At 73.4% G+C, this 14,694-nt stretch carries 13 protein-coding genes; 1 reads left to right on the top strand and 12 read right to left on the bottom strand.

Features of this window, described 5'->3' with window-relative positions:
• Nucleotides 1-33 precede the first annotated feature (33 nt).
• The 5 genes from FRZ03_RS11330 to bldG form a co-directional block, all read right to left on the bottom strand.
• Nucleotides 34-1,554 (bottom strand): DUF7059 domain-containing protein, encoded by a 1,521-nt coding sequence (locus FRZ03_RS11330; protein WP_146465011.1) that lies wholly within the window; start codon nucleotides 1,552-1,554, stop codon nucleotides 34-36.
• Between the two features lie 161 nt (nucleotides 1,555-1,715).
• Nucleotides 1,716-2,348 carry a small secreted protein gene (locus FRZ03_RS11325; RefSeq protein WP_186785358.1) on the bottom strand — a complete coding sequence of 211 codons (633 nt, stop codon included), beginning with the start codon at nucleotides 2,346-2,348 and terminating at the stop codon, nucleotides 1,716-1,718.
• Between the two features lie 192 nt (nucleotides 2,349-2,540).
• Nucleotides 2,541-4,946 (bottom strand): sodium-translocating pyrophosphatase, encoded by a 2,406-nt coding sequence (locus FRZ03_RS11320; protein ID WP_146465010.1) that lies wholly within the window; start codon nucleotides 4,944-4,946, stop codon nucleotides 2,541-2,543.
• A 318-nt stretch (nucleotides 4,947-5,264) separates the two neighbouring features.
• Nucleotides 5,265-5,702 carry an ATP-binding protein gene (locus FRZ03_RS11315; protein ID WP_146465009.1) on the bottom strand — a complete coding sequence of 146 codons (438 nt, stop codon included), beginning with the start codon at nucleotides 5,700-5,702 and terminating at the stop codon, nucleotides 5,265-5,267.
• Between the two features lie 230 nt (nucleotides 5,703-5,932).
• Complete coding sequence (gene bldG / locus FRZ03_RS11310) at nucleotides 5,933-6,274, bottom strand: anti-sigma factor antagonist BldG (protein ID WP_010986038.1); 342 nt, start codon at nucleotides 6,272-6,274, stop codon at nucleotides 5,933-5,935.
• Nucleotides 6,275-6,355: 81 nt separating this feature from the next.
• Between bldG and FRZ03_RS11305 the strand changes: the two genes are divergently transcribed.
• The gene (locus FRZ03_RS11305) at nucleotides 6,356-8,881 is read left to right on the top strand and encodes a DEAD/DEAH box helicase (RefSeq protein WP_261398889.1); all 2,526 of its coding nucleotides are present in this window, start codon (nucleotides 6,356-6,358) and stop codon (nucleotides 8,879-8,881) included.
• Between the two features lie 279 nt (nucleotides 8,882-9,160).
• Here the strand turns inward: FRZ03_RS11305 and FRZ03_RS11300 are convergent, their stop codons facing one another.
• The 7 genes from FRZ03_RS11300 to ssd form a co-directional block, all read right to left on the bottom strand.
• On the bottom strand, nucleotides 9,161-9,511 hold the full coding sequence (locus tag FRZ03_RS11300) for an Rv3654c family TadE-like protein (protein WP_261398890.1): 351 nt from the start codon (nucleotides 9,509-9,511) through the stop codon (nucleotides 9,161-9,163).
• Between the two features lie 146 nt (nucleotides 9,512-9,657).
• Entirely contained in the window at nucleotides 9,658-9,996 is a 339-nt protein-coding gene (locus tag FRZ03_RS11295; protein WP_146465007.1) for a TadE family type IV pilus minor pilin, read from the bottom strand.
• 22 nt (nucleotides 9,997-10,018) lie between these two features.
• Entirely contained in the window at nucleotides 10,019-10,228 is a 210-nt protein-coding gene (locus tag FRZ03_RS11290) for a DUF4244 domain-containing protein (RefSeq protein ID WP_146465006.1), read from the bottom strand.
• Nucleotides 10,229-10,319: 91 nt separating this feature from the next.
• Nucleotides 10,320-11,099, bottom strand: a complete 780-nt coding sequence (locus FRZ03_RS11285; RefSeq protein ID WP_146465005.1) for a type II secretion system F family protein — start codon at nucleotides 11,097-11,099, stop codon at nucleotides 10,320-10,322.
• A gap of 56 nt (nucleotides 11,100-11,155) precedes the next feature.
• Nucleotides 11,156-12,028, bottom strand: a complete 873-nt coding sequence (locus tag FRZ03_RS11280; protein WP_186785357.1) for a type II secretion system F family protein — start codon at nucleotides 12,026-12,028, stop codon at nucleotides 11,156-11,158.
• On the bottom strand, nucleotides 12,009-13,202 hold the full coding sequence (locus FRZ03_RS11275) for a TadA family conjugal transfer-associated ATPase (protein ID WP_146465004.1): 1,194 nt from the start codon (nucleotides 13,200-13,202) through the stop codon (nucleotides 12,009-12,011). The genes FRZ03_RS11280 and FRZ03_RS11275 overlap by 20 nt, the downstream gene beginning before the upstream one ends.
• Nucleotides 13,203-13,305: 103 nt before the next feature.
• Complete coding sequence (ssd, locus tag FRZ03_RS11270; protein WP_146465003.1) at nucleotides 13,306-14,403, bottom strand: septum site-determining protein Ssd; 1,098 nt, start codon at nucleotides 14,401-14,403, stop codon at nucleotides 13,306-13,308.
• Nucleotides 14,404-14,694 lie beyond the last annotated feature (291 nt).

Here is a 14,694-nt window from a genome sequence, read left to right as displayed (position 1 = left end):
GTGGTGGGGTCGGCGAGGAGGTCCGGCGTCACCTCACCCCGCCGGCTCCAGGAATCCCTGTTCGACGAGCAGCCTGATCTGCGCCGGCGTCCGGTCGCGCAGGCGGACGGAGTCCTCGCCCATCAGCTGGGCGATGGCGTCCAGGATGCGACCGGCGCTCAGGCTGCCGTCGCACACGCCCGCGAAACCGGCGCCTACCGTGTCCACCTTGGTGGCGCGGCGCATGCCGCGGTGCTGGCGCAGTACGACGTGCTCGGGGTCCTCCGCGCCGGGCAGCCCGACCTGTTCCTGCATCACCTCGCCGACCAGCCGGAAGTGACTGGCGAGCAGGGCCGCGTCGTCGTGCTCCCGGAGGTAGTCGAGGCGTTCGAAGTGGGCCCGGATGGTGTCCCCGAGGGGCTGCTCGACGGGATGCGGCCACTCCTCCACCGTGATGGAGGGCTCGGCCGCGCCCGTCCTGCGCAGGGTGATCCAGCCGAAGCCGACCGCCCTGACCTTGCGCGCCTCGAACTCGTCGAGCCAGGCGTCGTACCGCGCCTGGTACTCGGCCGGGTCCCCGCGGTGGTCCCCGGCGTCCCTCAGCCACAGCTCGGCGTACTGCGTGACGTCCTGCACCTCGCGCTGCACGATCCAGGCGTCGCACCCGCGCGGCACCCACGACCTGAGCCTGTCCTGCCAGTCCTCCCCCGCCACGTGCTGCCAGTTCGCGAGGAACTGCGCGAACCCGCCCTCGTTCAGCCGTTCCCCCGCCTGCTGAACGAGCGAGCGGCACAGATCGTCCCCGCCCATCCCGCCGTCGCGGTAGGTGAGCCGCGCGCCGGGCGAGATGACGAAGGGCGGGTTGGAGACGATCAGGTCGAACTTCTCGTCGTCCCGGACCGGTCCGAACAGCGAGCCCTCGCGCAGCTCGGCGGCGGGCGCGCCGGAGAGAGCCAGCGTGAGCGCGGTGATGTGCAGCGCGCGCGGATTGAGATCGGTCGCCGTCACGCGCGTGGCGTGCCGGGAGGCGTGGAGCGCCTGGATGCCGGAACCGGTGCCGAGGTCCAGCGCGGAGGCGACGGGTGTGCGCACGGTGATGCCGGCCAGCGTGGTCGACGCGCCGCCGACGCCGAGCACGACGCCCTCGGCGCGCTGTCCGATGCCGCCCGCGCCGCCGACCGCGCACCCGAGGTCGGACACGATGAACCAGTCCTCGCCGCCGGGACCGCCGTACGGCCGTACGTCCACGGTGGCGGCCACCTCGTCACCGCGCACCGGCGTGAGCCACCCGGCCTCGACGGCCTCCTCGACGGGGAGTACGGCGGCCACGCGCGCCCGCGCCACGGGCTGCTGGAGCAGGAAGAGCCGTACGAGTGTCTCGAGCGGCGTGTCGCCGCGGGTCGCCCGGAGGGCGGGCACGGTCTCGCTGCGGGCCAGCGCCGCGTACGCGGGGGCGCCGAGCAGGTCCAGCAGACCGTCGGCGGTGAAGGAGGCGGCCAGCAGCGCGTCCCGCAGGCGCGCGGTGGTCTCGGGCCGGTCGGCGGCGGGCAGGGAGGCGGGTCCGGAGTGAGTCACGCCCCCATTGTGTCCCGCGCGTCCCGCCGGGGACTGCCTGAGCACGCCCGGCGGGGGACGGCGCCTCCGTGACGGCATCGGCCACCGAGGCGCCCGCAACGGCGTCAGCCCACCAGGCACCCGCGGACGACGTCAGCCCACCGCGGCCCTTGTGGACGACGTCAGCCCGCCGTGGCTCCCGTGGACGGCGACGCGGACGCCGCGTCGGCGACCTTCTTGCAGCTGGCCTGCTGCGCGATGGCGTCCTGGACCTCGCCCTGCTGGAGCTTCTTCAGCGACTCGGTGCCGCTCTGGTGCTTCTTCTCCAGCTCCGTCATCTGCTGGGCGACATCGTGCAGCCCGGAGGCGAACTTCGCCTGGTCCTTGGTGTTCAGCCCGTCGACCTGCTTCTTCAGGTCGGCGTACGAGGTCGCGAGGCTGTTGAAGCTCTTGACGACATCGCCCAGTCGCTTGGCGCCGCCCTCGACCCCGGGGGGCGCGCCGGCCTCGTTGACGGCGGTGGCGATCGCCTTGTAGCCGTCGGCCATGTCCTGGAAGGCCTGGGAGTCGGTCTTCTGGAGCGTCTCGGGCTTGGCGGTGTCGGCGGCGGTCGTGGAGATCGCGTCGTTCGCCGCCTTGATCTTCGCGTCCTGCGCGGGCACGGCGTCGCACACCGACTTGGCCCAGGCGACCAGCTTGGGGTCGGGGCCCTTGGGCGCGCTGTTGCTGCTGCAGCCCGACAGCGCCACCACCAGTACCGCACCGCCGGACAGTGCGGCCGCGAGCTTCTTGTTCACCGGATTGGTCCCTTCCATGGCTCTCGGGCCCCGGACCCTACACGGCGGACGCACACCCTCCGCACACCGATCGCCCCCTAAGCACCTTTTATTACTTTTTGCGCGAGAGAAGGCTCACGACGGCAACGCACCCGCGCACACGGACGGGCGGGCGGCACGCCGTCAGCACGCGCCGTCCGCCCGCCCGTTACGGGAGCTTCGCCCGGAAACCTACGAAACCACCGCCGCGTCCGCCGAGTTGGCGACCCGCTCGGCGCTCTCGTCGTCACCGACGGCGATGCCGCGCCGCTTGGAGATGTACACGGACACGATGATCACCAGCAGCGCGAGGATCGCGATCCCGATCCGCACGCCGAGGTTCTTGTCGTTGCCGTAGGAGAACTTGATCACCGCGGGCGCGATGAGCAGCGAGACCAGGTTCATGACCTTCAGCAGCGGGTTGATGGCCGGGCCCGCGGTGTCCTTGAAGGGGTCGCCGACCGTGTCGCCGATCACCGTGGCCGCATGGGCCTCGCTGCCCTTGCCGCCGTGGTGGCCGTCCTCCACCAGCTTCTTGGCGTTGTCCCAGGCGCCGCCGGAGTTGGCGAGGAACACCGCCATCAGCGTGCCCGCGCCGATCGCGCCGGCCAGGTAGGAGCCGAGCGAGCCGACGCCGAGCGTGAACCCGACGAAGATCGGCGCCATCACCGCGAGCAGACCGGGCGTGGCCAGCTCCCGCAGGGCGTCCTTGGTGCAGATGTCGACGACCTTGCCGTACTCGGGCTTCTCCGTGAAGTCCATGATCCCGGGCTTCTCGCGGAACTGCCGCCGTACCTCGAACACCACCGAACCCGCCGAGCGCGACACGGCGTTGATGGCCAGTCCGGAGAAGAGGAAGACGACCGCGGCGCCCGCGACGAGACCGACCAGGTTGTTGGGCTGCGAGATGTCCAGGGACAGGCTCAGCGGCGCTCCGGGCCCGGTGAGCTTGACCCCGACGTCCTGCACATTGGTGGTGATCGCGTCACGGTACGACCCGAACAGCGCCGACGCGGCGAGCACGGCGGTGGCGATGGCGATGCCCTTGGTGATGGCCTTGGTGGTGTTGCCGACCGCGTCCAGGTTGGTGAGCACCTGGGCGCCCGCGCCCTCGACGTCGCCGGACATCTCGGCGATGCCCTGCGCGTTGTCGGAGACCGGCCCGAAGGTGTCCATGGCGACGATCACACCGACCGTGGTGAGCAGGCCGGTGCCGGCCAGCGCGACCGCGAACAGCGCGAGCATGATCGAGGTGCCGCCGAGCAGGAACGCGCCGTACACGCCGAGCCCGATGAGCAGCGCGGTGTAGACGGCGGACTCCAGGCCGACCGAGATGCCGGACAGGACGACGGTGGCGGGACCGGTGAGGGAGGTCTTGCCGATGTCGCGGACCGGGCGCCGGGTGGTCTCGGTGAAGTAGCCGGTCAGCTGCTGGATGACGGCGGCGAGCAGGATGCCGATGGCCACCGCGACCAGGGCGAGGATCCGCGGGTCGCCGTCCTTGCCCTTGATCGCCGCGTCCGTCACGCCGCTGAGGCCGGAGTACGTCGACGGCAGGTAGACGAAGACCGCGACGGCGACCAGCGCGAGGGAGATCACCGCGGAGATGAAGAAGCCGCGGTTGATCGCGGACATGCCGCTGCGGTCGGCGCGTCGCGGGGCGACCGCGAAGATGCCGATCATCGCGGTGATCACCCCGATGGCGGGCACCAGCAGCGGGAAGGCGAGCCCGGAGTCGCCGAAGGCGGCCTTGCCGAGGATCAGCGCGGCCACCAGGGTGACGGCGTAGGACTCGAACAGGTCGGCCGCCATGCCGGCGCAGTCGCCGACGTTGTCGCCCACGTTGTCGGCGATGGTCGCGGCATTGCGCGGGTCGTCCTCCGGAATGCCCTGCTCGACCTTGCCGACCAGATCGGCGCCGACGTCGGCGGCCTTGGTGAAGATGCCGCCGCCCACACGCATGAACATGGCGATCAGGGCGGCACCGAGACCGAAGCCCTCCAGGACCTTCGGCGCGTCGGCGGCGTAGACCAGCACCACGCACGAGGCACCCAGCAAGCCGAGGCCCACCGTGAACATGCCGACGACACCGCCCGTGCGAAATGCGATCTTCATCGCGGTGTGCGAGACGGTCGTGAGATCTTTTTCGGGTTCGCCTTCACCCGGGGTGGCTTCCCGGGCCGCCGCGGCGACCCGGACATTGCTTCGTACGGCGAGCCACATGCCGATATAACCGGTGGCCGCCGAGAACACGGCACCGATCAGGAAGAACACCGAACGCCCGGCACGCTGATTCCAGTCGTCCGCGGGCAGCAGCAGGAGCAGGAAGAAGACGACGACCGCGAATACGCCGAGCGTGCGCAGCTGCCGGGCGAGATACGCCTTGGCGCCTTCCTGAACCGCTTCGGCGATCTTCTTCATGCTGTCGGTGCCCTCGCCCGCCGCAAGCACCTGGCGCACCAGGATCCCCGCGACCACCAGCGCGGCGAGGGCGACCGCCGCGATGACGGCCACGATGACCCTGTTGTCGTCGGTGAGTACCGCGGCCGCGAGGGATGTGGGGTGGCCCAACTGAGAGGGGGTAGAAAGCCCCGCCATTCGTCCTCCTTGACGCTTGGGCTGAGCTCAAGATGTGGACGGATTGTAGGTACCACTGGGTGATGCCAAAAGAGCACGGTAAACAGAATTGGCTTGCCTGCCCAGGTGAGCGAACCCGAAAGAAGTAATGCCTCAAAGGCATTGACGGACGCCGTCGGTCCCATTGAACCTTGATCAAATGATACGGCTATTGATCGTGAATTCCTTCACGAATTCCGCTCCGGCCTTGCAGGCGGCGAAAAATGATCTGCAAAAAACACGATCAGGGCCCTGATCGGCAGGGCCCTGATCGTCGAGTACTCGGTCTTCGGTGGAGCTTCAGGCGGCGGTGACGGCCGGCGGGGCGGCCGGCCAGGTCATGCGGATCAGTCCGCCGTTCTCGCCGGTGGTGACCTCGACGTCGTCCACGAGGCCACTGATGACCGCGAGGCCCATCTCGTCCTCCTCGGCCTCCACGTCCGCGTCGGCGGCGGCGCCCCGGGAGATCCGCTCGGCGGGGACCGCGTGCGGAGCCTCGTCGCCGACCTCGATGGAGAACTGTTTCTCCTCCTCGATCAGCGCCACCTTCACCGGCGCCGTGATGCCACCGCTCTGATGCAGTCCCACGGCACGGGAGCAGGCCTCGCCCACGGCGAGCCGGACCTCGTCCAGCACGGCCTCGTCCACCCCGGCCCTGCGTGCCACCGCTGCCGCCACCAACCGGGCGGTCCGGACGTGCTCCGGCAGCGCGCTGAAGCGGAGTTCGACGGTGGCCATGCATCCCCCTCGCGACTACGGGACTGCGGTCGGACCGGCCCGCGGACCGGCCCTCATGAACTTCGATACCCGGATTCACCCGGGCACACCCGGCACGGGCCCCGACGAAGTACGAGCCCGGCCGGACCGGCCCCGGACGGGGCACACCGGTCCACACCGGTCACCGGCCGTCGGTGAGGACGGTCGGCGACGCGGAGTCGGCCGGTGGCCCGCACGGGCCGGCAACAGGGTCAGTCGGTGGCCGCCACCGCTTCCTCGACCGAGGTGTGGATCGGGAACACCTTGGTGAGGCCGGTGATGCGGAAGATCTTGAGAATGCGCTCCTGGTTGCAGACCAGGCGCAGCGAGCCCTCATGGGCACGTACTCGCTTCAGGCCGCCGACCAGCACGCCGAGACCGGTGGAGTCGAGGAAGTCCACGCCCTCCATGTCGACGACAAGGTGGAAATTGCCGTCGTTCACCAGCTCGACCAGCTGCTCGCGCAGCTTGGGCGCGGTGTATACATCGATTTCGCCACCGACCTCGACGACCGTACGATCGCCGACGGTACGGGTCGACAGGGACAGGTCCACGGATCCTCCAGCACCTTGCTATCGAGCGGTCGCCCCTCGGGCACCTCGGCTTGCGGCCCCCGGGACGCAACGCCAGCCGCGATGGCATTCAATCACTTACCGGCAGGCGTGCACGACGCCTTGACCCCATTGTCCGTCACTCCAGTGACACACTCGGTGCCGATGGCCAAGAATCACCGATCCGATCAACCTGTGCGGGACCCGGCGTCCCGCCCGTTGCCGGGCACGGTCCTGGACCGGCTCGCCTCCGGTCCGAGCCGGGCTGCGCGCATCACTCATACGGAGCACTTGCCCCCGCGCGCGGGGCGCCATGCCGTCTGGCCTGACCGGATTCGGCCAGAGGTGATCGCGGCCGTGCAGGAGTGCGGCATCGAGCATCCCTGGGCACACCAGGCACTGGCCGCCGAGCACGCCCTGGACGGCGACTCGGTGATCGTCGCCACCGGCACCGCCTCCGGGAAATCGCTCGCCTATCTCGTCCCCGTGCTCTCCACTCTTCTGGAGGGTTCCCAGGCGCCGAACGGCCGAGGGGCCACCGCGCTGTACCTCTCCCCCACCAAGGCACTCGCGGCGGATCAGTGCCGGTCGGTGAAGGAACTTTCACAACCTCTCGGCACCGCGGTACGCCCGGCCGTGTACGACGGCGACACTCCGTTCGAGGAACGCGAGTGGATCCGGCAGTACGCCAACTACGTCCTGACCAACCCCGACATGCTGCACCGCGGCATCCTGCCCTCCCACCCGCGCTGGTCCTCCTTCCTGAAGTCGCTCGAGTACGTCGTGATCGACGAGTGCCACACCTACCGGGGCGTCTTCGGCTCGCACGTCGCCCAGGTGCTGCGCCGGCTGCGCCGGATCTGCGCCCGCTACGGCGCCCACCCGGTCTTCCTGCTGGCCTCCGCGACCGCCGCCGAGCCCTCCGTCGCCGCCCGCCGGCTGACCGGCCTGCCGGTGGTCGAGGTCGCCGACGACGCCTCCCCGCGCGGCGAGCTGGTCTTCGCCCTCTGGGAGCCCCCGCTCACCGAACTGCACGGAGAGAGGGGCGCTCCCGTACGGCGCACCGCCACCGCCGAGACCGCCGATCTGCTGACCGACCTGACCGTGCAGGGCGTGCGCTCGGTCGCCTTCGTACGGTCCCGGCGCGGCGCCGAGCTGATCTCGGTGATCGCCCAGGAGAAACTGGCCGAGGTGGACCGCTCCCTGGTCCGGCGGGTCGCGGCCTACCGAGGCGGTTACCTCCCCGAGGAGCGCCGCGCCCTGGAGCGTGCCCTGCACTCCGGGGAACTCCTCGGGCTCGCCGCCACCACGGCCCTGGAGCTGGGCGTGGACGTCTCCGGACTGGACGCGGTGGTGATCTCCGGCTACCCGGGCACCCGCGCCTCCCTGTGGCAGCAGGCGGGCCGCGCGGGGCGTTCCGGCCAGGGCGCCCTCGCGGTCCTGGTCGCCCGCGACGATCCGCTGGACACCTTCCTCGTCCACCACCCGGAGGCCCTGTTCGACCAGCCGGTGGAGTCGACCGTCCTCGACCCCGACAACCCCTACGTCCTCGCCCCGCACCTGTGCGCCGCCGCCGCGGAGCTTCCGCTGACCGAGGAGGACCTGGAGCTCTTCGGTCCCGCCTGCGCGGACGTGCTGCCGCAGCTGGAGGCCGCGAAGCTGCTGCGCCGGCGGACCCGGGCCTGGCACTGGACCCGCCGGGAGCGGGCCGCCGACCTCACCGACATCCGCGGCACGGGCGGCCGGCCGGTCCAGATCGTGGAGAGCGGCACCGGGCGGCTGCTCGGCACGGTGGACGCGGCCGCCGCGCACTCCACGGTGCACGAGGGCGCGGTCCACCTCCACCAGGGCCGCACCTATCTGGTGCGCTCCCTCGACCTGGAGGATTGTGTCGCCCTGGTGGAGCAAGCCGACCCGCCGTACTCGACGGTCGCCCGGGACACCACCGCCATCTCCGTCCTGGAGACCGACACCGAGATCCCCTGGGGCGACGGCCGCCTGTGCTACGGCTCCGTCGAGGTCACCAACCAGGTGGTCTCCTTCCTGCGCAGACGCCTGATCACCGGTGAGGTGCTGGGCGAGACCAAGCTCGACCTCCCGCCCCGCACGCTGCGCACCCGCGCGGTGTGGTGGACGGTCACCGAGGACCAGTTGGACGAGGCGCGGATCACCCCGGAGATCCTCGGCGGCTCCCTGCACGCCGCCGAGCACGCATCCATCGGCATGCTGCCGCTCTTCGCGACCTGCGACCGCTGGGACATCGGCGGCGTGTCCGTGCCGCTGCATCCCGACACCCTCCTTCCCACGGTCTTCGTGTACGACGGCCACCCCGGCGGCGCGGGCTTCGCCGAGCGCGCCTTCCACACCGCCCGCGCCTGGCTGGCCGCCACCCGCGAGGCCATCGCCTCCTGCGAGTGCGAGGCCGGCTGCCCGTCCTGCATCCAGTCCCCCAAGTGCGGCAACGGCAACGACCCCCTGCACAAGCGAGGCGCGGTCCGCCTCCTCACCGTCCTGCTGCGCGGGGCGCCGGAAGAGGAGGCCAAGGACCGGCCGGGCGACGAGGCGACTCCGACTCCGGCTCCGGCTCCCGGACAGGCGCCCCAGGTCTGAGCGGGGACGGCGTTCGGCCGGGTGAAGCCGGGCCGGCTCTCGGCAAGCCAGACGGTGCGGGTCAGGCGGAGCCGGTCCGGCTTTCGGCAGGCCAGGCGGTGACAGGTCGGGTGGTGACAGGTCCGGTGGTGACAGGTCGGGCGAGTCAGGCCGGTTTTGGGCCGGCCGGGTGACGCCGCCGGACCGGTTTTGGGCCGGCTGGCCAGAGGCGGTCCAGGCACGCCGGGCAGCGGGCCGGGCAACGGCCACGCCGGGCAGCGGCGAGCGGGTTGCGGCACCTCAGGGTGGTGGCAGCTCGAACGCGGGCACACCCGGCACACCCGATCGGCCCACGCCGGGCGGTGGTGGGCCCGCCGGACCCGCCCTCGCTCTCACCCGCGCCGTGAACGGGCCCCTTCCCGCGGCCGCGGTCACGTCCGAGATCTCGCCTTCGACCGCGCAGCGCACCAGCCGTGCGCCCTGGGCCGCCGCCAGCCGCCCGGCCCGGGCGCAGGCCGCCGGGCCGCCCTCGGCCCAGTGGTCCGCCGCCGCGAGCGCCGCGAGATCGGCGCCGCCGGCCGCCCGGTGCCGGACGACCACCGCCTGCCCCAGCATGAGCACGGCTCCGAACACCACGCAGAGCACCGCGATCGCCCCGAGGCTCCAGACGGAGGCGGAACCCCGGTCGGAACCGGAGCCGCTGCGCCCGCCGCTGCCGTGATCCGGGAGGCCCCGGCGAACCGCCGTCCTCCGGGCCCGGGCAGGCGCCCAGGACCGCGTCCGGACCCGCTCCGGCCTCATGGCCCCGCCCCCGTCGCCCCGACCGTCTCCTCCGCCAGCGCGACGGCGTCCTCGCGGAGTTCGAACGGCAGCCCGCTGAGCACCGGCGGCCGGGCCACCACCGTCACCCGGACCTGATCGCCCTCGCGCCCCACCGTCACCCGCGCCCCGCGCGGCGCCGCTGCCCGGGTCACCGACAGCACCGCGCCGGGCGGGTCCTGGCGGGCGGCGGACCGGGCGCCCGCGCGGGCCGCGTCCACGCACCGGATCTGTGCGGCCACCGCGAGCAGCCCCCAGACCAGTGCCATCGTGAACGCCACCAGCACGCAGAGCACCACGGCCGCCTCCACGGTCACGAACCCGCGGTCCGTCCCCCGTTCACATCCGCGCACTGAGGGCCTTCTTCACGATGGACTGGAGCTCCGCGCGGACCTGGCCGCTGGTGACGACCTCGTAGAGCAGCACGGCGAATCCGACGGCCGCGATGATGCCCATCGCGTATTCGGAGGTCACCATTCCGGCGTCCCCGCGGCACCACCGCCGCAGCCGGGCCAGCCTGGCCACCGTTTTCCTGATCTTCCTGTTCATTTCAACCCCCGTGAGGTCTCGGTCTGTTCTCGTGTTCCTGGTCAGTGGTCGTGCTCGGCCGTCTCGGCGTCCTGCGCCTCTCTCGTGGGTCTCACCTCCCTGCCATCGCCCCGCCCGCGAGCCCGATCACCACGGGCAGCACCCCGATGGCGATGAAGGCGGGCAGAAAGCACAGGCCCACCGGGGCGGAGATCAGCACGGCCGCCCGGCGGGCCCGGGCCGTCGCGGTCCGCCCCCACTGCGCGCGGGTGTCCGAGGCGATGCGGGCCACCGGACCGGCCGCGGGCAGACCCGACTCGTCGGCCCGCTCCAGCAGCCGGGCCAGGGGTCCGGCGCCGGGCAGCGCGGCCAGCCACCGCCAGGCGTCCGCCGGTGCGCCGCCGAGCCGTGTCTCCGCCGCGCCCCGTGCCAGCGCCTGTCCGACGGGGCCGCCCAGGGCCTCCCCCACCGCCTGCGCGGCGACCACCGGCCCGGCGCCGGCCGCGATGCACGCCGCCAGCAGATCCGCGGCGAGCGGCAATTGGCGCACCGCCCCGGCGGTGTCCACGGCCTCCGGTCCGGCCGCCGCCGTCGCACGCCACCACCACCGCCAGAGCACGACACCGGCACCCAGCCCGAGCAGGGCCCCGGTGATCCCGCCGACCAGCACCCACACCCCGCCCGCCGCGCCCACCGGCGGCAGCCAGCGCCGCGCCGTGTCCACGACCGGCAACCGCCGTCCGGGCGACGCCGGTTCGGGCGCCAGCAGCTCCGCCGCCCGGTGCCGCGCCCGGCGCGCCCCGCGGGCCGACAGCACCAGTCGCACGCCCCAGCCGAGCGCCACCGCCACGGCCACGGCCGTCCCCAGCCTGTGCACAACGTCCCCGTTCACGCCCTCACTCCTTCCTCGCGTCCCCGACCACCCGGATCGGGCGGACAGCCGCTCCCTCACGCCGCCCCCGCTCCCCGCACGATCCGTGCCGCCCACCACAGCCCTGCCGCTTCGAAGGCCGCGCCGATCACCAGGCAGCCGAGGCCCGGACCGGTGTGCAGGAGGACCCGCAGCGGGGCGGCGCCCAGGGCGGCACCGAGCAGGAGACCGAGGGCGGGCAGGGCCGCCAGCAGTACCGCGGTGGCTCTGGCGCCCGCCAATTGAGCGCGCAGATCGGCTCGTTGGTCCCGTTCCGCGCGCAGCGCGGCGTCCAGCCGGTCCAGGCCGGCCGCGAGTCCGGCGCCCTGGTCGACGGCCACCCGCCAGCACGCGGCCAGCCCGAGCAGCCCCTCGGCGCCCGGCCGGCGGGCCGCCACCGCGAGGGCACCGGGCACGTCCCCGCCGAAGCGGGCCGCCGCCACCACGGCCGCCTCTGCCCCGCCGAGCCCGCCCGAGTCCCGCGCCGCCCGCAGCAGCGCCTCCCCGGGCTGCCGCCCGGCGCGCACCTCACCGGCGAGCGCCCCGCACAGGGCGATCACCCGGTCCGCCCTCCTCTCCCAGGCACCTCTCGCCCGTCGGGCCAGCCGCACCCGGCGCAGCACCGGCACCCCGGCCGCCCCCGCGACGGCCGGAATCACCGAGGTGCCCAGCACCGCGAGCAGCAGCCCGGCGGCAAGGGCCCACCACTCGGCTCCCCAGCGGTCGTGCAACCGCCTTAACGACGCCGCGAGTCGGTCTCCGGCCGGTGGCCCGGTCGCCGTCCCGCCGCCACCGGCCAGCAGCAGCCTGGCCCGCCGCATCCCGTGGTGCCGCTCGGCCAGCAGCCAGGCCAGCGCCCCGAGACAGATCAGCGCGGCCCCCGTCGGCAGTTCAGCGCTCACGCCCGTCACCTCCGTCCTCGCCCAGCAGGAGCGCCAGCCGCCCCCATCCCCGCTCCCGCGCGAAGGCCCGCTCTCCCCACCGCAGCGCGGGCACCGTCCGCACCAGTCCCGTGGCGTCCCGCTCCAGCACGTGCACCTCCGCGATCCGGCGCCGCCCGGAACGGTCCCGCACCAGGTGGAGCACCACGGAGAGGGCGGCCGACAGCTGGCTGTGCAGGGCGGCCCGGTCGAGTCCGGCGGCCGTGGCCAGCGCCTCCAGGCGGGCCGGCACATCGCCCGCGGTGTTGGCGTGGATCGTGCAACTACCGCCTTCATGGCCCGTGTTGAGCGCGGCGAGCAGATGCACGACCTCGGGTCCGCGCACCTCTCCGACCACCAGCCGGTCCGGCCGCATCCGCAGGGCCTGGCGCACCAGGTCCTCCAGGGTGACCAGCCCGGCGCCCTCCTGGTTGGCGGGCCGGGTCTCCAGCCGGACCACATGCGGGTGATCGGGCCTCAGCTCGGCGGAGTCCTCGGCGAGCACGATCCGCTCATCGGGCCCGACCAGGCCCAGGAGGGCGCTGAGCAGCGTCGTCTTGCCGCTGCCGGTGCCGCCGCTGACCAGGAAGGACAGTCGGGCTGCCAGCAGGGCCCGCAGAATCCGGTCGCCCCCGGGCGGCACGGTGCCCGCCGCGACGAGTTCCGCGAGGGTGAAGGCGCGGGGCCGCGCCACACGCAGGGCCAGGCAGGTGCAGCCGACGGCGACCGGGGGCAGCACGGCGTGCAGCCGGGTGCCGTCGGGCAGCCGGGCGTCCACCCACGGCCGGGCGTCGTCCAGCCGGCGTCCGGCCACCGCGGCCAGTCGCTGCGCGAGGCGTCGTACCGCCGCCGCGTCGGGGAAGGCCACCCGCGTCAGCTCCAGGCCCCCGCCGCGGTCCACCCACACCCGGTCCGGGGCGGAGACCAGCACATCGGTGACGTCGGGGTCCGCGAGCAGCGGCTCCAGCGGGCCGGTGCCGACGAGTTCGGACCTCAGTCGCTCGGCCGCGCCGAGGATCTCGGCGTCACCGAGCACCCGGCCCTGCTCCCGCAGCGCCTGGGCGACCCGCGCGGGCGTGGGCTCCGCGCCGCTCTCGGCGAGCCGCCGCCGGACCCCGTCGAGCAGGGCGGCGCCGTCGGCCGGGCCGAGTCCGGGAAGGTTCATCGGGAGCCTCCCGCCCAGGCCGGCCCGGATGGCCGCAACCCCGCTCGGCAGCCGCCCCGGCCGCCGGGCCGAGCCGTAGCCACTCGTCCAAGCCCACGGAAAGTCATCGCGCCCCTCCCGCCTCGGTCAGCGCCCGCTCCCAGAACTCCGTGCAGAAGCGGGCCAGCGGGCCGCGGGCGCTCGCGCCGGGCGGCTTCCCGGCGCCGCGCGGGCGCAGCAGGGCGGGCTCGACCGGCACCTCACCGGCCAGCGGCAGCCCGAGCAGACGGGCCACCTCGTGGTCGTCCAGGCCGGGGGCGTAGGGACCGCGGACCGCGACCCGCAGATCGCGGACGACCATGCCGACGACGGAGGCGACCCGGCCGGCCGCCGCGACCGCCCGCAGTTCGGCGGGGACGACGAGCAGGGCCAGGTCGAGCTGGGCGAGGACCTCGCCGACCCCGTCGTCCAGGCGGCGGGGCAGGTCGACCACGACGGTGCCGCCGCGGCGCCGGGCGGCGGCCAGCACCGCGCGCACGGCCTGGGGCGGCACGGCGACACAGTCGCCGCGGTCCCAGCTGAGCACCCTGAGGGAGTGCAGCGCGGGCAGCGACTCCTCCAGAGCACCGCCGCCGACCCGGCCGCGGGAGGCGGCGAAGGCGGGCCAGCGCAGGCCCTCGGCGCCCTCGCCGCCGAGCAGCACGTCGAGTCCGCCGCCGAGCGGATCGGCGTCCACCAGCAGCGTGCGCAGCCCCTCCCGGGCGGAGGTGACGGCGAGCGCGCAGGAGAGGGTGGACGCCCCGGCCCCGCCCCGGCCGCCGATCACGCCGACGGTGAGGGCCGGGCGGCCGACGCCCTCGGCGACGTCGGCGATCCGGTCGACCAGCCACTGCTCGCCGTCGGGGAGGATCAGGACGTGGTCGGCGCCGATCTCCACGGCGCGTCTCCACACCCCGGGGTCGTCCTGGTCCCGGCCGACCAGTACCACCTGGCGCCGGCGCGCCGATCCACGCAGCCGGTGGGCGGCGTCGTCCCCGACCAGGACGAGCGGGGCCGCGTCCCAGTCGCCGCCCTGGTCCGGCGGGCCGTGGTGCACCTCGGGTGTGGCGCCGGCGGCCGCGCACAGGCGCAGTAGATCGTCCAGCAGCGCGGCGTCCTCGGTGACGATGAGCGGACTGCCCCCGGCGGCGGACCGCGGGTCGTGGGTGATGGTCACGGACATGGGAGTTCCCCCTTCGCCGCGTGGTCCGCTTACGGGCGCGACCACGCGATTTCCCGGCTTGCGGAGAAGCGGTGAGCTGCTTCCCCGTGAACGGCCGACAGGAATCGGCCATACGCGCCCGCCACAAACGGAACCGGCCGTGAACTCGCCGTGCGCAGCGCGTGGGAAACACGATGCGGCGGTCCGGGAAATCGTGTGGATCTTGGTGGAAAACCGTGGACAACTCAGGCCCTGTGAATAACTCGCTCACCCAAACCGGTGACCGCCGTACTGATCCGTGTACGCCATCCA

The organism is Streptomyces misionensis (assembly GCF_007896895.1).
GTDB lineage: Bacteria > Actinomycetota > Actinomycetes > Streptomycetales > Streptomycetaceae > Streptomyces > Streptomyces misionensis_A.
This window is presented reverse-complemented; position numbering and strand designations above follow the sequence as displayed.

Excerpts from the sequence above, each read along its gene's own strand:
- FRZ03_RS11325 (WP_186785358.1), bottom strand. The coding sequence starts at position 2,348 with ATGGAAGGGACCAATCCGGTGAACAAGAAGCTCGCGGCCGCACTGTCC.
- FRZ03_RS11320 (WP_146465010.1), bottom strand. The coding sequence starts at position 4,946 with ATGGCGGGGCTTTCTACCCCCTCTCAGTTGGGCCACCCCACATCCCTC.
- FRZ03_RS11315 (WP_146465009.1), bottom strand. The coding sequence starts at position 5,702 with ATGGCCACCGTCGAACTCCGCTTCAGCGCGCTGCCGGAGCACGTCCGG.
- FRZ03_RS11305 (WP_261398889.1), top strand. The coding sequence starts at position 6,356 with ATGGCATTCAATCACTTACCGGCAGGCGTGCACGACGCCTTGACCCCA.
- FRZ03_RS11290 (WP_146465006.1), bottom strand. The coding sequence starts at position 10,228 with ATGAACAGGAAGATCAGGAAAACGGTGGCCAGGCTGGCCCGGCTGCGG.
- FRZ03_RS11275 (WP_146465004.1), bottom strand. The coding sequence starts at position 13,202 with ATGAACCTTCCCGGACTCGGCCCGGCCGACGGCGCCGCCCTGCTCGAC.
- ssd (WP_146465003.1), bottom strand. The coding sequence starts at position 14,403 with ATGTCCGTGACCATCACCCACGACCCGCGGTCCGCCGCCGGGGGCAGT.